This is a genomic window from Azonexus sp. (genome assembly GCF_049652925.1).
Lineage (GTDB): Bacteria > Pseudomonadota > Gammaproteobacteria > Burkholderiales > Rhodocyclaceae > Azonexus.
Genome location: NZ_JBASFI010000005.1, coordinates 16165 through 33954 on the forward strand (window position 1 = coordinate 16165; position 17790 = coordinate 33954).

At 50.8% G+C, this 17790-nt stretch carries 18 protein-coding genes; 7 read left to right on the forward strand and 11 right to left on the reverse strand.

The features are described 5' to 3' along the window. Positions 1-150 precede the first annotated feature (150 nt). Entirely contained in the window at positions 151-438 is a 288-nt protein-coding gene (locus tag WBK19_RS01675; protein WP_511286339.1) for a putative quinol monooxygenase, read from the forward strand. Between the two features lie 53 nt (positions 439-491). Here WBK19_RS01675 and WBK19_RS01680 read toward each other — a convergent pair whose 3' ends face one another. The 7 genes from WBK19_RS01680 to WBK19_RS01710 all read right to left on the reverse strand — a co-directional run bounded on the left by WBK19_RS01680 (position 492) and on the right by WBK19_RS01710 (position 7258). Further along, positions 492-935, reverse strand: coding sequence for a GlcG/HbpS family heme-binding protein (locus tag WBK19_RS01680; protein ID WP_511286341.1), 444 nt, complete (start codon positions 933-935; stop codon positions 492-494). Positions 936-1062: 127 nt separating this feature from the next. Next, a complete protein-coding gene (locus WBK19_RS01685) occupies positions 1063-1698 on the reverse strand; it encodes a nitroreductase family protein (RefSeq protein ID WP_511286343.1) in 636 nt (211 codons plus the stop codon). Positions 1699-1851: 153 nt separating this feature from the next. Continuing rightward, a complete protein-coding gene (locus tag WBK19_RS01690; RefSeq protein ID WP_511286344.1) occupies positions 1852-3219 on the reverse strand; it encodes a M20 family metallopeptidase in 1368 nt (455 codons plus the stop codon). Between the two features lie 131 nt (positions 3220-3350). Then, positions 3351-4853, reverse strand: a complete 1503-nt coding sequence (iaaH, locus tag WBK19_RS01695) for an indoleacetamide hydrolase (protein ID WP_511286346.1) — start codon at positions 4851-4853, stop codon at positions 3351-3353. A gap of 233 nt (positions 4854-5086) precedes the next feature. Beyond that, positions 5087-5842, reverse strand: a complete 756-nt coding sequence (locus tag WBK19_RS01700; RefSeq protein ID WP_511286348.1) for an aspartate/glutamate racemase family protein — start codon at positions 5840-5842, stop codon at positions 5087-5089. Between the two features lie 63 nt (positions 5843-5905). After that, positions 5906-6793, reverse strand: a complete 888-nt coding sequence (locus WBK19_RS01705; protein ID WP_511286350.1) for a VOC family protein — start codon at positions 6791-6793, stop codon at positions 5906-5908. A 30-nt stretch (positions 6794-6823) separates the two neighbouring features. Next, a complete protein-coding gene (locus WBK19_RS01710; protein WP_511286352.1) occupies positions 6824-7258 on the reverse strand; it encodes a lipocalin-like domain-containing protein in 435 nt (144 codons plus the stop codon). Positions 7259-8114: 856 nt separating this feature from the next. On the opposite strand from WBK19_RS01710, the gene WBK19_RS01715 reads away from it, so the two are divergent. After that, positions 8115-8600, forward strand: a complete 486-nt coding sequence (locus WBK19_RS01715; protein ID WP_511286354.1) for a bacteriohemerythrin — start codon at positions 8115-8117, stop codon at positions 8598-8600. Between the two features lie 49 nt (positions 8601-8649). Here WBK19_RS01715 and WBK19_RS01720 read toward each other — a convergent pair whose 3' ends face one another. Next, entirely contained in the window at positions 8650-9186 is a 537-nt protein-coding gene (locus WBK19_RS01720; RefSeq protein WP_511286356.1) for a winged helix DNA-binding protein, read from the reverse strand. A gap of 179 nt (positions 9187-9365) precedes the next feature. Between WBK19_RS01720 and WBK19_RS01725 the strand changes: the two genes are divergently transcribed. After that, positions 9366-10196 carry an alpha/beta fold hydrolase gene (locus WBK19_RS01725; protein ID WP_511286358.1) on the forward strand — a complete coding sequence of 277 codons (831 nt, stop codon included), beginning with the start codon at positions 9366-9368 and terminating at the stop codon, positions 10194-10196. Positions 10197-10830: 634 nt separating this feature from the next. Here the strand turns inward: WBK19_RS01725 and WBK19_RS01730 are convergent. Beyond that, a complete protein-coding gene (locus WBK19_RS01730) occupies positions 10831-11502 on the reverse strand; it encodes a hypothetical protein (protein ID WP_511286360.1) in 672 nt (223 codons plus the stop codon). Positions 11503-11800: 298 nt separating this feature from the next. On the opposite strand from WBK19_RS01730, the gene WBK19_RS01735 reads away from it, so the two are divergent. The 4 genes from WBK19_RS01735 to WBK19_RS01750 all read left to right on the forward strand — a co-directional run bounded on the left by WBK19_RS01735 (position 11801) and on the right by WBK19_RS01750 (position 16173). Next, positions 11801-12847, forward strand: coding sequence for a DUF2971 domain-containing protein (locus WBK19_RS01735; protein WP_511286362.1), 1047 nt, complete (start codon positions 11801-11803; stop codon positions 12845-12847). Positions 12848-13115: 268 nt separating this feature from the next. Continuing rightward, a complete protein-coding gene (locus tag WBK19_RS01740; protein WP_511286719.1) occupies positions 13116-13247 on the forward strand; it encodes a hypothetical protein in 132 nt (43 codons plus the stop codon). Between the two features lie 256 nt (positions 13248-13503). Beyond that, a complete protein-coding gene (locus tag WBK19_RS01745) occupies positions 13504-15750 on the forward strand; it encodes an ankyrin repeat domain-containing protein (protein ID WP_511286364.1) in 2247 nt (748 codons plus the stop codon). Between the two features lie 168 nt (positions 15751-15918). Next, complete coding sequence (locus WBK19_RS01750; RefSeq protein WP_511286366.1) at positions 15919-16173, forward strand: antitoxin Xre/MbcA/ParS toxin-binding domain-containing protein; 255 nt, start codon at positions 15919-15921, stop codon at positions 16171-16173. Positions 16174-16351: 178 nt separating this feature from the next. On the opposite strand, the gene WBK19_RS01755 is transcribed toward WBK19_RS01750, so the two are convergent. Next, complete coding sequence (locus tag WBK19_RS01755) at positions 16352-16555, reverse strand: hypothetical protein (RefSeq protein WP_511286368.1); 204 nt, start codon at positions 16553-16555, stop codon at positions 16352-16354. A gap of 302 nt (positions 16556-16857) precedes the next feature. Further along, a complete protein-coding gene (locus tag WBK19_RS01760) occupies positions 16858-17787 on the reverse strand; it encodes an HD domain-containing protein (RefSeq protein WP_511286370.1) in 930 nt (309 codons plus the stop codon). Positions 17788-17790: the final 3 nt, after the last annotated feature.

A 17790-nucleotide genomic window follows, 5' to 3' on the forward strand; every position in this document is an offset into this window, starting at 1 on the left:
CAATGCAACTTACATATCAATTTACAATCAATTGATATTCGCTTAATTTAAGTGACTGCAGAACAAAATAGAAGTTCCCCACATTCGGTCCAAGCTGGTGATTGAACAATTTCTCGCATCGCAACTCTCTGACAGACAACGAAAGCCCATATGAGCATCCATGTCGTAGCCAATTTCTCCGCAAAACAGCACTCGGAAACAGCATTACGCCAACTATTAATTGAAATTATGGAGTCGGTCCGTAAGGCACCAGGTTGCCTTAGGTGCAATTTGGTAACAAGCAGGGAAGGCTCTGGCGAATACGCATTTATTGAAGAGTGGATCAATCAAGAGGCAGTCGATACACACATGACTGAGCCAGAAGTTCTTGCTGACATCAATAAAATTCTTCTTCTGGTGATTGCGCCGCCAAAAATTCGACTTTATGCCGCTTGTTAAATTAAATGCAAACAGCTTCTGCTACTTCTAACTTGTCTATTCATTAGTGCAGATCAAATGCCCTCGACAAAGCGTAGCCCAGCTATTGCACACTGTTCATCTTGTTCGACATTTCCACCAGAAACGCCTATCGCGCCAATAACCTGACCGTCGACCTGAATCGGCAACCCACCACCGAATGTAACCAGGCGAGGACGCTGCAAAATACCGAGCTGGACAATTTCTGAAAACCCAGCAAGAACTTCGGTCCATTGAGAAGTAGGAAAACGAAAACTCGCGGCTGTGTAGGCTTTGTCTATCGCCGTATCCATAGAGTGCAACGATGCCTCGGACATTCTCAAGAAAGCTATTAGGGTTCCTGAGCGGTCAACAACAGCAACATTAATATTGACGCCAATACGTTCTGCCTCGTCAATCACAGCAACTGCCATGTTCTGCGCCGCACGCTGAGTAATATTTCCTTGCAGAACACTGACCGAAGAACTCTTCGAACTCACCTGAACTCACTCCTAGATATCTGACGAAACAACACGCCCACTTGAGACTAACCACTCCTAGGGCAAGATTAGACTACTGACAACCATGAAAAAAAGGGGTGAAAATGCACCCCCTTCGATCTAAAACTTAATGAATTTCGGAGACGAATTCGTCGCGTGGACGGCGAACTTTTTTCAGATTAAGCAACCAATCACTTTCGCCATCCCTATATCCCAAAGGCATTATCAGCACACTGCGAAGCCCCCGTGATCGCAAGCCCAGAATCTCGTCAAGCGCCGCCGGGTCGAAACCTTCCATTGGTGTGCAATCCACATGTTGGCATGCGGCTTCCAGCAAAGCTGCTGCCAGTCCTATGTAAGCCTGCTTGGACGCGTGCTGAAAATTTACCTCCGCGCCACGCTGCGGGTAAGTACTCAATAGCATATCCCGATAGCTCTCCAGCCCCTCGTTTTTGCTCCCGCGCTCTTGATTGACATAGTCAAATGTCTGGTTTATTCGCTCCGTCGTATAGTCATCCCAAGCGGCAAAAACCAATAAATGCGAACACTCGGTAACCTGCTGCTGCCCCATCGAAATAGACTTTATTTTTTCGCGCAATCCCGAATTCTTGATGATGACAATTTCAAAAGGCTGAAGTCCGCTCGATGTCGGCGCGAGACGAGCTGCCTCAACAATGCGTGCGACTTTCACCTCCGGTACAGCTTTCAGAGGATTCATTCGTTTAGTTGCGTAGCGCCATTTAAGCGCTTCTATCAAATCCATATCGTTTCCATTTGGCGATCAAGAACAAATAACGTAGAGATAGCAGCCATAGGCGAGCAGCAAGAGTGACTCGATCGCGAACCAAATTGTCATGCGCGAATCATTCAGGTGAAACGCATATAGCCTTCTATATTTTTTCATTACAAAATAGGACTAGCTGCCACTTGACCCTTTGCCCCCAACCTCCATATTGCACAAATCTAGTTCTTCGCGCTTCCGCGTTAGGGTATCGATCAAGACGTACATTATTTTGCGCGCACACGGCATCAGATCTGGGATATAGGTTGCACCCATCCCACCCAACCCTTCTGCTGTAGGGAGCGGCGAGCCATCAGCCGGCCACGGCCAACCTATTCTTATAGTTGGAATGCCAAAGCGTCGCAACGCAGCGCCATCCGTTTGACCAGCCAAATAGTCTGGGGTGGGGTGCTCTTTTTCTTCTACGTATTCCCATGCCCGATACCCTGACTGGACAATCCAGTTTTCTTGGGAGGTAGTACCACCTGGCACAGACCCATACATTTCCCAGTCGAGTTCCAAGTCCGGATTATTATTTTTCAACTCCGAAACGAATAACGCGAACTGCGCCCTAACCTCCCCCGGAGTTGTCCTAGGGTTAATCCGAACATCAAAAAATATTTCGGTAACGGCAGGGGGAAAGGCTGGACGTTGGGGGTCACCAGAACGAATTGCTGAGATCCAGCCGTGAGGTTTGATCACGCCAGAGGTATTGCGCTCCGCGTACTCAATGATCCATTTTTCAAGTTCGGTAATAACCTTTGCCGCTGGCGTAATTGAACTGCGGAATCCTGGTGTTCCTCTTGGGATCCCCGCATAGCCAAAAGTTCCATGAATACAGAGCTTAAACCAAGCCATACCCGGCTCTTCATGATAGACGAAATTCCACGGCTTCATGATTACAGCATAATCTGGAGCTACTCCACGATTCAGCATGTGAATCACACCGTTTGACATGCCCGCATTATCGCGATCCGGCACGTTGACAGGCATTCCTCCATCGGCAGCAGCAAACATCAAGTCACCGCGCAAAGGCACCCCTGCTTCAATCAATGCTGTTGCCACTTCAACCAGAGTCGCAATCATGGCTTTCGGATTCGAAGCCCCCAAGCCATAAACCCAGTCTTCGATAACTTTTGCCTCTGGCACAAGATCGACAAAACCCTCGGGGCCAACCCAAGGATAGTCAGCCTTGCCTCCCTCCAGATGAGTGTCCAATGGCGAATACAGCAATACTGACGCACCGCCACCAGAGCCTTTTAGTTCACCAAGCACATTCCCTGATTTTTCGTTCATTGGTCGATAACTACCGACCATGCCAACGCTAGAAAGGTAGCCAGACATAAACTCAGCAATATTTCGTGCGGCCCCTGTTGGACTGTGGATACCTATTAGCGTGGCCAACAATTGCTTCAGTCGCTCGGGATCAAGTTTTTCGCATGCTGCCTCATACCATTTTTGCTGATCTGCAGAAAACTGCAGTTGGGTTGCTGTACTGGCCATTGGTTTTATTTCCATACTGGTTTTATTGGACCATCGATCTGATGGGGTAACTTCTTCGCAAAATGCAATTTGCCTGTGAGTGCCTATCGACCAGAGCTATTCACATAGAGCCTTTGCACTGCAGGCAAGGCTTATTCTTGCCTGTCATCTAGCATGGGCGCTGCCGGAATACGTCCGAGTAGCGCCTCAAGCTCGATGCCGATAGACAACATCCGACGGTCAGTCCCCTGCGGGCCATCAAGTTCAAGCCCCACGGGTAACCCGGTAGTTGGCCCTAAGCCAATGGGGAGTTGAATAGAAGGGAGATTGGCGCTCGCCGCCGGCTCGGTGTTCTGAATGAGCCAGTGAAAATTCTCTGGCAAGGACACCTCCGGGCAAGCAAGTGGAGCCACAATGGGCGTTGTGGGGAACACGAACGCATCCAAGTCATATTGTTCAAACAGCTTGCGATAGCGCTCCTTTAGCGCTGGCCGTCCAGACCTAACCGCGTCTGCATATACCGGGGCAGCATCGACCAACTCCCCGCCATCCCCCATCGTTCTACGAGGCAAGACCATGTCCTTATAGATACCCTTCACATCGGGACTCGCGACCTGGTCGAATAGATCCTCTATTGATATTCCAGGCCCTTGCTCACGGAGGTATGCCACCATGTCGTCATATGCCTCATAAATAACAACAGGGAACCCAATGGCCTGATTCAACTCCTGCAGGCCGGCATCTGCAATTTCGATGAAACTAACCCCGGCAGCTTCAAGTTCTTTCACAACAACGCCAGAAATCGCCTGCGTATCAGCATCAAGATTGGCCCAGAATCCTGGTACGACACCTAATCTCAGCTTATCCAACTGCACTGAAGGCAACGCGGCCTCACCTGTAATAATGGAATCAAGCAGTGCCACATCAGCCATACACAATCCCATCGGCCCGACTGTGTCACGGCTACTCGAGATTGGGATTACTCCTTCACCAGAGTATCTGCCCCAGGAGGGCCGAAGCGACGCACAACCATTCAGGGCACAAGGAATACGCATGGATCCACCGGTATCCGTACCCAACGCCGATATCGCCATCCTTGCTCCCAATGCGGCAGCGCTACCAGAGGATGAACCTCCTGCAATTCGCGAAAAATCGTAGGGATTGCGGACGCCCACCGTACCTTCGTGATGGAACGCGTAGTTGTATCCAGTAGCCCCGAATGCAAGCTCGTGCATATTGGTTTTCCCCAGAATAATGGCTCCCGCATCGCGCAAGCGCTGCACGCTAGGAGAATCAGTATTCGGCACAAATTTGGCTAGGGATGGAGTGCCTGCCGTAGCAGGAAGGCCTGCCACATGAATATTGTCCTTGATGACAATCGGAATCCCACTTAGCGGTTTGATTGCCTCACCATTTGCTCTATTTGCATCCACCGCACGAGCCTCAGCCAGAGCCCCCTCAACATCGAGCGTGATAAACACGTTTAGATCAGCATTGGCTTTCGCTCTCGCTAGGAAATGACCAACCAATGCTTCGCAACTCAACTTACCCGAGGCGAAATATTCCATCGCATTGGTGATAGTTAGATTGGAGAAATCAATCTTCGTCACGCCAGCAGGACTTGCATGCGGGGCCGGTTTTGTTTGAACAGTCATACTATCTCCAAGTCATATCCACAATTTTCATTACGTTCTGCCGGCAATTCGTTTCGCCAAGAAGACAGGGCCGGATCCCTCTTTAGTCCGATCCGGGGCCTTTTTGCCCCAAGGACATCAACAAATAATGCCGCCTTGTAAATGCCCGAATCTGACTGGCAGCAAGGCATTTTTTGCGAACTCATTTCAATAGCCTCGACATGTCAAAACTATTGCTTGCCGCGCGAGCATATTCACAAAGGAGTCCTGGCAACTCGAGTAAAAGCCTCGTCCTTATTTAGCTCAGGTGATGGATAGGCCAACTTGCTCTGCGCCAAACCCAAATCAAGAAACAGTTCGCACATTTTGTAAGCAACCACTCCCGGATTCAGAACAGGCACTGGTAAGCGCGAAGCCAAATAAGCGTGCGACTGATGCATGGTGGTAGAACCGAGCACGATCACATCGGCACCATCTTCCTCCACGGCTTGACGGGCAACCTCTTCGAGTTTGGCAAAGACAACTTCTTCTTTGCCAGCCAACAAAGCCTCTGCATCGGGACGGACATCGATTGATCGGATCGACGCGAGCCGGGACTCTAGCCCGTACTCTTTCAAGGTCTTTCGATACAAGGGGTACCAACGCGGCCACATCGTCAAGACGCTGAACTTGTGGCCCAACATTGACGCCAAGTGGAATGAGCTCTGTCCTGGTGCGAGAACTGGAATCGACAACCGGGAGCGCAAAGCACTGAGACCGGAGTCACTGACTGTATTAATGCATACCGCATCAAAGCCATCCTCCTCGGCGCGCATTCCTGCCTCAATTACAGCGATCTCCATCAGTGTCATATCGTAGTAACTATCAGCCAGGGTCATGACCTGACCTGCTCCAACGAAACTCACGTGAATATCAGGCCTGCAGAACGCTGGCGGAAGTTGCGCCTCCACCATAGGGCGGGTTGCCTCGTTCAGTGGCACTGGAAAAATCATCTTAACTTTTTTGCTCATATACACATTCAACTAGATAACGTGGTCATATTTGGCGGATGAAAGGGCCTAACCCGAGAAACTCTATTTTTTAAGTAGGTGCTGATGTCCCCAGACGCTAGTAACGTCGTAGGTTTTTACGTCATTGCAGCCCTCTTCTACCTCAAGCCCACCCCATCCATACTCGATCTGGATACCCGATGGACTTTCAACATAGAAGGAGAACATGCGGTCATTTATATGCCTCCCCAAAGCTCGAGTCTGACGAAAACCACTATTGATTACCCGATCCAGGGCTCGGCCAACATCGTCAAACTCCTTCACCTGGAGCATCAGATGACCGAGTCTCCGACCAATCGGCAAGCAACCGATGGCAACGCTGTGGTGTCGCTCGTTGCATCGCATAAATACAAAATCGCCCTTTAGACCACCATAGTCAGGGGTTGAGACCAAGTCGCTGATTACGAAACCGAGCATGTCGCAATAGAATCGATGCACAGCCGGCACATCCTCAACTGAAAGCATCAGATGGCCAACGCCTTGGTTTGCTGTGACGAACCCCCCATGAGCTACAGGTGTATTGCACGGCGCTTGTGGCCGCATCAGCGAACCATATGACAACTCAACCGCCAAGCCGGATGGATCAGCAAAACAAAGCAATGATTGAACGCCGCGAGCGCTGCATTCAACTTTTGTTCCAACCCGCACCAGGTGTCCCGCGGAAACAAGCTTTGCTTGAATACTCTCCAGATCATTCAGGCAATCGACCTCCAGCCCAATAACGGATAGATCGTTTTTGGGTCCGAGAGACAAGTGCACTCTCCACGGTCGATCATCGATCCGTAACCATTCATTTTGGGGATCGACTCCATCGACGATTTCACACGCCAAAACATCACGCGCAAATCTCCGCCACTCATTGAGATCGCTAACCTCAATCCCCACGTACGCTAGACGCTTTACCTGTGCCATCTCAGTCCCTCAATTATTTTTGCGTAACTATTAAGCTGCGCAATCTCGCCGCCACGCCAAGACGGCAGTCCGGGCTTCGCTTGTGCCCTCCTCAATCCGTGCGACAAGGGTGATTTCGTCATCGCCCTGACGTATAACCTTGCGACGTTGTGCGCTTCCTTGCCAATTGGGAAAGATGCATAACTCGATCCGGTGAGTGACAAACTCGCCGTCAAAGTCATATCCACCTGCATATGTCAGGTATTCGTTGTAGGCCTTTGCCTTATCCGCATCAGATGCATCCCACTGACCACCGGACGCAAAAAGCGTGCGCGGACTGCGCGTTATGACACAGAACATGGTCTCTTCACCATATTCGATAAATCCCTCAAGAACTTTGCCAAAAGGGAATGCGCGCCGCCCATCGTCATATTCCTGGGTCCACGAAACAATCTTCCAGCGTCCTTTTAGATCCTGTTTTGTCACTCTAAGTCCTCTCAAATCAGTCCGGCTAGGTCTGCAGACACCCCACGCACCACGGGGGATCGCCATCGATTTTCAATTGATTCTCAATCGATTGAGAATGGACGTTAAATAACGCGGAAGCAGTTGTCAATAGGTAGATTGCACCTGACAACGAAATTGATTTCGCACTCTGGAGCAAACGCCCCCCGTTCCTGCGAGCCAGGCTCCAAGCTGAGTCAAACGGAGAACAATCTGGGTTATGAGGTCGCGCTATGCGCGCGACATGGCGAAAACTGCAAGCAGCAACTCAACAAAGTTGGAGAGGACCCGCATCGCATTTGCGGTGGGCATGCGATAGCGCATCGAGCTTAAAGTGACGAGGCAACCAAACAAGGAGTGGAGCCGAAGGGGAACAACGGGGAACCTGAAATTCGCCCCTCCGTTTCGTCGACTTTGCTTCATATGAGGCCCTTCTAGGGCGGAGCAATACCCGAGGATATCAACCCTAAATGCCGACTATCAAAGTGAGCAAACAGCAAACTTGATCATTGACTTTCAATTGGATTTTGACTGACAATCAATTTTCAATCGATCGCTAGAACCGTTCCTAGATGGCACACAGACATTCCGATGCTGATCAAGATGGCGACGAAAGAATGAGGGCCGCACCAACAGATTCAATTTGAATACTACTTGAACAACGTCGTGTTAACAGACTTAAAGCAAATATAAACAACAGCAGATGAGTGCCTATTGAATATTTTTACAAATTCATTATCACGCCGCAAAAAACTTATATTTGCAAAACGCTCTATTTTTGATCGCGTTATTTACAGTTATCCCTCAACAGCGGGCGCATTAGCAGAAGGAAATAAAGATGGAGAAGAACAAGGCCCTATTAATCTCAGATGAGAAATTTCAAGGGAAAATTTCATGGTCAGACAACATGCTCGTCGGGCACGCACAAATTGATACAAATCACCGCGAATTTATTATATTAGCTAACGAACTGATGAGCACTTGTGAAAAGTCCGCCTTGACCACGCTTCTTAAAATGGAAAGGCACCTCATTTCGCATTTCGACGACGAGGAATTTCTAATGGAAAAAACTGAATTCCCAGGACCCGAGTGCCATATTGATGAACACGGAAAGGTATTTGACGCAGTTGCACTCGTCAAGGAGCGCTACTCAGCTGGAACAGCAACGCTGAGCGACGTAAAACGCTTGGGTCAAGCTTTAATCGATTGGTTTCCTGGTCATATTTTTTACATGGATTCAGCACTATCCAACTGGATCAGCAAAAAAAAGCATAACGGATCACCAATAATATTCCGTCGTAACGCATTACAGGTAATAAAGTAAATCTACAAAGAGGCACCAAACGGTGCCTCACAAACTACAACACGAAGACTTATTCCTCCATTCGAGGGGCAAAAGTCGCCGAATCTCTTGCAGCCTCCTCGTAAATACCTGTCATAAGAGACAACAATCGCGCCCCCTTCTCGAATTTTTCTGCTGCCCCGGTAATGTCTTCAAGACGAGATATTAGTATCTTACTCCTCAATTCATTGTACTCGTCAGTGACTTTTATACCTTTTGGGGTCGCTACATATGAAAAAGTTTTACTATTTCTGTCTTTCTGCTTTTCTATTAAACCAGCCGATTCGAGCTTTCGCAGTGAATACTGAATATTTGGAATGTCATCTCTATTAACCAAGCGAGCAATCATCGCACCGCTCTTGGGTCGCTCAAGCATTCTAACAATATGCAAAATTATTATTTCTTGGTATTTCACCTCCACATCCAAATTCATCGTAACCATTCCAACTGACAGAACATATCTGGAGAACGCCTCGTTGAAACGAATAAATGCAAGCTCAAACTCGGTAGCCTTGAACTCAAAATCAGTATTTGCCAAATGCCAAGTCTGTTGATAGTTTTTAACCATGCAGACATCTCCTCTCTCTATTTAAAAACGAATTGATCGCTATTTAAAAACCGGACACAGCGATTTGTATTAATTCAAGCAACCATTTTGACAAAATAAACATTAACCTATCACCAAGAAAACAAGCAACAATTCCTAAATAACACTCCGATCAAAATATTTTAGAACGAGAATTAATCATGAATAAAACGAGTCCAGAAATAGCAAACAGCGCTATCGCAAATGGCATCCGAACAAACTACCACGATATTGGCGAGGGCTTCCCTCTGCTAATGATCCACGGTTCCGGCCCTGGCGTCTCGGCTTGGGCAAATTGGCGACTCGTCATGCCGGAGCTCGCTAAGCTATCGCGTGTAATCGCGCCTGACATGGTGGGTTTTGGCTTTTCCGATCGTCCAGTGGGGCAAGTGTACAACATGGATGCATGGGTAAACCAAGCTCTTGGTTTGCTAGACACCCTAGGAATTGAAAGCACAGACCTTGTCGGCAATTCATTTGGAGGAGCATTGGCTTTAGCACTTACCATACGCCACCCAGAGCGTGTTCGCCGCCTTGTGCTAATGGGCAGCGCAGGGGTCAAGTTTGATCTAACCCCTGGCCTCGACGCTGTTTGGGGCTACACCCCCTCTATTGCAAACATGCGCACACTGCTGGATATTTTCGCGTGGGATCGTAACTTAGTTAATGATGAACTCGCACGCCTTCGCTATGAAGCGAGTATTCAGCCTGGTTTTCAAGAATCGTTCTCTACGATGTTTCCAGCGCCTCGCCAACAGTGGGTGAATGCCATGGCGAGTTCCGAAGAGGACATTTGTAAGTTACCTCATGAAACCTTGGTGATACATGGCCGGGAGGATGCGGTAGTTCCCTTGTCAAACTCAATCACGCTCGCCTCGTTGATCAAACGCTCCCAGCTACACGTTTATGGACAATGTGGTCATTGGACACAAATAGAACACGCCGCACGTTTTGCAAAACTCGTATCGGACTTCATCGGTGAGGGCAAGTGAGGCCATTGGCCGAATGCTCAGAATCAGGCAGCAATCGGTCGCTTAGCTGCCGTGGAGCCCTGAACCGAGGCGAACGGCAGCTTACCCTTCCAGCGAATGCGTACTCAGTGCCCGTTTTGCCGCTGAATCCTTCAACGGGCCAATGCTAGGTGTCTGAGTGGAGCAGTCACTCGGCACGAATACGCACAGTCAGCTGTTCGGCCTTATGTGGAGCTCCACATAAGGCCGAGGTGCTGCCTGTTGTCGTTGGCATGAGGCCGGATATCGGCCTTTTCGGTCATTCAGTCGGTGCTACTTGAGCGGCCGGTATCTGTCGGTCAGCAGTCTTTGGAGCCAATTCGGCGACGAATGTCTGCTTTAATCTGCAGAGTTAGACGGCAACCAACCCAATGCTGAAGTTGCCACTTTGTAGATGTAGAAACGGATGTTCAGTGCAGTAGCGTTGTTGGCTCTCGCGCGGCGTATGGTTCGCGCAGTGGAATGATCGGATAGGCTTGCGCGAGGGGGGGCAATTGCTAGAGAATTCAAAATCACTCGTCATTCGACGACAACTGGGCAACTCCTATACCTTCCCCATCAATGGAAGGTGACGGTCGAGGACCTACCCCCTGGGTTATCCCAGGGGGTGGATAGGTTATGAAGAGGTACCCTCTGATTTCTTGGAAGCCTTCTGTGCCCTGGCATCTGCTTCTCTCAGCGGTCGAATTCTTTCGACAGCTTCACAAGCGTATGGGTAGTTCGTTACCTTGAAGCTACCGTTTTTCCCTTCGAGGTTTTCTCTAATCTTCGAGGTGATGACTGTATTGAGGAGCAATAGCAACTCCCGGTCTTCGGATTGCAGTGCTACGCGACCGTAATAATCAAGCAAACGCATGCACTGGTCACAGCCCGGTGACTTGATGTCCCACTGCGTGATGAGGTTAATGCCTTCCAAAAAAAATTGACGGTCCCCGCTTTTTGATGTGTCGGCTTTCTGACTGAGAAAAAAGACACGTTGCTGCTTTGCCTGATGAAAAGTGAAGAATAGAACAACAACAAGCGACAACGAACCCGCAAATGCTGATGTATGACCGCCAAAGAAGTCTCCGAACTGCCCGAGTTCTGTGAGACTGAGATTACCCGAAACACCAATCTTCAAATTTTGGTATCCAATTGCGATCAGGTTTGCGACTGGGAGAATGGCAAACAGGCTGACCACTAGGAGTAGAACAATCATCCAAAGTGGAGTTTCTTTGAAATAGTCGTAGTCAGGCGATGGGGAGGAATGTGGCATGTGAGCAAGCAATTGAACCAGACGGCTTGCCATTGTACTGGCGCAATCCACGCAAATGTCATCCAGGTGGGTACTGACCGGCGGCTGTTGGCCGGTGACTGCCTCTACGTTGCATGCCCGAATGCTGACATTCGTCGAGCCGCCGAACCTCAACGCCCGTTTATCGGAGGGATGCTTAAACTGGCACTGCCGGTCAGAAAGGGTTATTCAGCGAATTTTTCCAAAGCAGCCCCCCAACGGAGTGGAAATTGCATGAGCTGTGTCCGTACAATAGGAAGCTGCTTGGTTTCGCCGGTAACGGGGTGTGCCCCAATTCAATTCGTTATAAGTCGTGAATACACGCCCCATTGGTCGCCTGGCCTACAAGTACCGCAGCGGTGATTCCAGCACCCTACCTCGGGACTTGGAGTCCCTACGCGATGCAACCTTCTATGCGGCAGAGCGCCATGCGCTGAATGATCCTTTTGAAGGCCGCTTCGATCGAGTATCCCTGGATGCTCAATTCTCGCTGCTCAAGATGATCGCCTCCGGAGCTGCACCAAGCACTTCGAAATCGCTGGACAACGTGTCGCAGGCCGCGAATGGTGTTCTGGAGTTTGTTGATAAGAGCGGCGTGTTTTCCCTTAGCTACAACCCGCTGGAAGAACTCATCTGGGCTCACTATGGCGGTTCGCATCGCGGCTTCTGCATTGGATACGATACACAGAAGCTGGTTGCCTTTGAGCCCAATGTGCATTATCTACTAGACGTTCAGTACAGCAACGCAGCGCCAAACCTTGTATCAAGTGATCTGCTCTTTGCTGATTCCCCAGTAGGGGTTCTTCGGAAGATGCTGGGGACGAAGTCTAAGCCGTGGGCATATGAAGAGGAAGTGCGTGTTATAACCCAGCCGCCCGGACTACATGAGTACGATTACAGAGCTGTGAAAGTGGTCTATTTCGGCTTACGATGCCCCGAATCCACAAGAATGGCTGTTATGGAGACAGTCGCGGGACGCGGCGTCACCTATCAGCAAGTCATTAGTCCCCAAGCATCCTATGCGCTAAAGGCCATAGCCATTCCAGACGCCTACGCATCAGCTAAAAAGTTCAGAGAGAACCTCGCGCCGATAAATGACGGCGCTATCTTGCCAGACTACCTAAAGCCTGAGCAGAAGCAATACGCGGCATACTTGAGTAAAGCGGCAGAGATCGTGCGCCGGGAGCCCTACTGCCAGGAAATTCAGTTAGTCGATTTCAGTGGCTCACGAAGCACTGCAAGCAAACCTATCATTTATGTCCAATACCTGCGCTCCCCAAACAAGTGGGTTAACCACTATCTGAGCTTGCCCGAGATAGACAAGGAGTACGCAGCTCTTGGTTTGCCGCACGACGCATAACCCTACAGGCACCCAGACATCCAGCTGGTATCTTTGTCGTATGTTGACTCCCTGTTTCTTCAAACTTCGAACGTCATTACTAAATTCCCCATGGCACTGTTTATGGTGGGCACCTCACTGGCCTTGGGCATTTTTTCGAAAACTTTGACGCACTACGCGGAAGACCATCAGAAACCCGACATCTACGATTCGCTCCGTTGCCGACGTGGCAACTCAACTGGAGATTCGAATCATGTCTAAGAAGTTCGCATCCAATGCTCGTACCCCGATGACCCCGAGTGCCGCCACCCGCATTCAATCTGCGGAAGCTCGCACTGGCAACGGCCAAGTATCTGCTGGCGGCTTTGCCGCACGCGCCCAACGGGCAGCAGCAAACCAAAGCGCACCCAAGAAGCCGTAACCAGAGTGGCCCGGGCTTATACAACCAGCCCGGGCCACTTAAGGCAGGTAGTGACGATGAGATACTGCAACAATAAAGACTTTGCAGAGTTCATTCGATCACTGGTCAGACAAGGCTGGCAGTTCTGTCGTGGGGGGAGGCATGGGAAACTCACCTCGCCCACTGGACGACGAATCCCCGTGCCCTGCACCCCAAGTGATCACCGAGCTCTACGAAACTTTCAACGCGATATTCGTAAGCTGGAACAGTTAGTCTGATGAGTACCAAACCCAAAATACCTACGCCACCGTACCCCCGTCTGGGCGAAATCTACAACGCGCTGGCGCAAGCGCTCGACATCAAGTCCAAGAACCGAGATGTAGAACGCTTAGCGAGAGAGGGAGACTTTGACTGGTATCTGCTGTCGGAATTACGCGAGGATCTCATCCTTACCCCTTTACGTCGTTACGTCGGAGACGAAGCGTTCATCAACAATCTGGATCAGTTCATCCAGCACGTCCACGCCAGCTACCTGAGAATTGTTTCAAGCATTTCCCTGGACAGCATGAGCCGGGACGAGGCCCTACCGATCCTTATCGAGCATTACTTCGCTACTCACGCTGTTGGATTTTTTGAAAGCATCTGGACAGACGACGCACCTGACCCGTTCTCGTTCCTAGATCCCGAAAACTACCCGTTGGAAGTTGTTTTCAACTGGGCTGACCCCGGCGGTAGCCACTCGCTTGCTAAGGCAGCCTTTTTTGAATCCTCTGATATAGCGCTCGACAATCGGGAAAAGGTCACTCGTTGGGCGGACGGTACCCAGCTACCTGATCTGGTGAGCCTCAAGCTCTTTGTCGACGAATTGGCGAAGAATGGAAGTGACGAACAGAAAACGAAAGCCTCTGGGCTTCTCAAGTGGCTGCTCCTCGCACGCGCTTTGACATGGTTTGAGCGGAAAGCCAATCCCTTACATCTCAGGCAAATCTTGATCTGGCATATCAGCCAGGAGCATCGGGAATGGGACGTCGGTGGAATCCTGTCGCAGGCTGCGTTCCAGGCAGGCAAAAAACGTGAAGCATTGTTGGATCCGTACGGAAGACTTATGTGTAGCCTCGATCGAACCGAGCCGAAGACAGAGGGGGGCCGTACGGAGGCAGAGAGTGCGCTTGCCGACTTTGCTCAGCAACTCAAAACGCACGATCCAGAAGGGCTTGTCAGCTATGCCCTCGAATGGTACCGAGCGCGCTGGCACGTACTTTCCGGTGAATACGAGGAAGCGCTTAAGAGCTATCAGCTGGCTGTCGCCCATTCAGATTACAGAGCGGGTGACACTTGGAAGCAGATTGTCGCCGAGGCCTTGGCGCTTTCAGGCTATCTAGGCAATGCAAAACCGTTTCTTAAACAACTGAAGCATCGAGCAATTGCCTTGGGGCTGATGGCCCAACCCGGGATAAACGACGACGTTGTTGAAGACTGGGAGATCGAAGAACTACGAAAACAGTTTCACCATCTGTTCCCCCGGCAAGGACGCTTTGTTGAGGTCGAGCAGCCTGACGATAACATTGGAGCATTACCCTTCCTGGCGTACGACCACGAATCTTTGGCAAACCGGCAGCCGAACTACCGTAAGCCAGACCAGGTTGTTACCGTTCGTACGTTCGACAACCAAGTTCGACGCTGGAGCCAGTTGTCGCTCTACACGACGCTTGGCGGCGTTGATGTCGTTAAGACGCTTCTTGAAAAAGGCGCATCCGTTGGCGTCTTGGACGATTCTGATGGTTCAGCGTTGCTGAGTGCTATTCAGAGAGCTTCGGATAGCAACGACCGTCAGGTGCTCGACGTGCTGTTGAACTACCCGCACAGCAAGGGGACTCTGAATCAGCCAACTAAAAGAAAGCGGCTAACGCCGTTGATCCGCGCGATCGACTATGGCGAACCCGCTATCGTCTTTAAGCTCCTGTCCATGGGAGCGGACGCAAACATGCGCGGGCACGTTGATGATCAAACCCCGCTGTATCTTTGCATCCGAAATATGGGTGGATTACGAGCAGCCAGTTCCCTTCGGAATACGCTTTCCAAACGTATCTCATCCGATAACGACTTGGTACTACGCGAGACATTGCGCCGGTACGGTGTCGGAATAGCTGGTGTTTTCGGGAACAAGGGAGCTGTGTTCGAGGCGATGCGGAACCCTGCTGGACGCGAGATTTTCAATAAAGTTGTCGATTGGATCGTCGATGATTTCATTGGCAGGCATACCGTCGAGAAGCAGCTTGAGATCGCGAAGTACCTCTTGGCGCACGGAGCCAACCCTAACGCAAGCCACAGCTATCCCGCTGCTGGGCGAACGCCACTTATGTTGGCGGTCGAGAACGACTCACCTGAAGCCGTTAGCCTACTGATGCAGCGGGGGGGGGATCCCTTTGTTCGAGACGGTTCCGGACACGACTGTCGAGTTATCGCAACGGCGTTCAGATCCGGGAATGTAGTAAATCACTTCCGGAGGATTGGTGTGATGTAACTGAAAACAGTATCAGCCAGCCTTTTTTAGACAATATTGCGTCTGCTTTGTAGCGCAACGCAGCCATAGAGCGAAAAGCTGCTGGATGACCGCTTCGGCCGAACTCCAGACTTAAGGGAGGGCGAGTGTTAAACGAAGGTGGTAGGCTCTGAGCTTATTGTTCAGCGCGTGGAGGGGAAATTGGCGAAAAAACACAGTAATCGCGCCCAAGCTGAGGCAGACCTTCTGCGATTGATTGAGAAAATAATCCAGGAATCTGGAGACGCCGAGAGTTTCAACGCGAGTGCCTGGCTAAAAAGATGGTTGTCTACGCCCAACCCCGCATTGAACGCCGCTACCCCAAATAGCTATATGAGCACAAAAGAAGGCAGAAGCCTGGTTGCTGGCCTTCTTGAGAAAATGCAGTCAGGGGCATTTGCTTAGCCGGCGTTAATGCTGATCTGCTCAACCTGCACTTTTACGAATGTCCGCAGAGGATTTGTAGCTGACTGAAGCAGTTCAATATGCCAGCGCCAGCCTCGGGCGACATTCGGTCATCGCAAAATTGCAGTTTATTACTTCACCCCTGCTATGCCCTTGTACTCTGCCAAAGGGATCGAAATCAGGCCGGTACAGCGAAGCGCACTTTCAAACTATCCAAGCCTTGGCAAATTGTTTGAGACAGCTTGATCTCCTCCGGATCACTCGGCGAGGTATCAGCCGCCCACTCGCAGAAAGAAGCCATCAACGCAGCCTTTTCCGCAGACAACTTTGAGTCAGCCAGCCCAGATTCAATGAAGGGAATCAGGGTGGCAGCAGCACGCAACCGGTTCAATTCCGGAGAGGATGAGGGCAAGGATTTAGGCATCCAGAAAGTTTAGCAATGCCCCAACCCCTGCCCTTTGCGCTATATCAACCCAGCCCACCGACACTGCTCACTGCCCGAACCGGGCTATTTCCAAGCGGATAGGAGCAACCACCAAATCAGGCGCAATGGGGCAAAGAATCCATAGACCCCCTCACGACATGCATCCCAAAACACCTTAGCCAGTGAGGCATCAGACCGAACAAACCTCGGATTTAGTCGCTGCCATTCTTCCCGACAGCGCCTCATAAATGGTGTTCGACTCATCGCCCACCTCCCGTATGGACAAGCTCGCGGCGTACTGAGCTGAGATGCGGCGGCCACGCAGTTTCACTGCAGGCCCGATCCGCCACGGCCAGGATCATCGCTTCGATAATCTGCGGCTCCCGGATGCCCAGCCAAGCAGCACCACGTGACGCCGTCAGCGCATGAACCAAGGCTAGATATTGTCCCTCCGGCACAATCACCCCGGCCCTAGCCCGAGCGACAGCCAGCCATTCGAGAACCGTGTGACGAGCCCCGACCAACTGGCCCCGCTCGGAATACGCATAGCCGTCACGAACCGGGTTTAGCCGAAAATCATCAGCCTTGCCGGCATCGTGCAACAGGGCAGCGGCGATCAGAACGGATGTCGAAACATCAGCCAGACCATTAGCCAGACTAAGCGCGTGTTCTGCCGTTTCAACGGTATGTCGAAGATTGGCGTTACGCACAGGTTGGTAACAACTCAATGCAGCGGGCCCAGTTACAAACCGTTCAAAGCGGCTTCCATCCCAAAGCACAGCAGTTACCAGATGCTGCATGGGTCGAGAAAGTTGGCACCACAATTGACTGGCGTGCTTCACTAGAATTCGATCACGAACCCAATTGGCAGGCACCGTATCGAACGGGTTGACCGTAGGTAAAGGCTTATCGAGCAAATCGAGGCGCTGGATCCGACAAGCATCGCCCTTACTGGCTGGATGCTCGAGGCCGCGCACGGCAACGTAGCAACCCCGCTTGAGGCGACAATCAACTTGCGCCGACTGCCACGTTACCTCGCGGGCACCCTGTTCGTGATAGAGCGTTGCAATGTTGGTGACGCCCCGGCCGCCTTTGCCGGGAAGCCGAGTAATGCTAGTCAGGCGATAGTAGGTAGCGACCGAATTCGGAGATTGACCGACAGCCGGAGATAGAGGGATAGATGCGGTCATGAT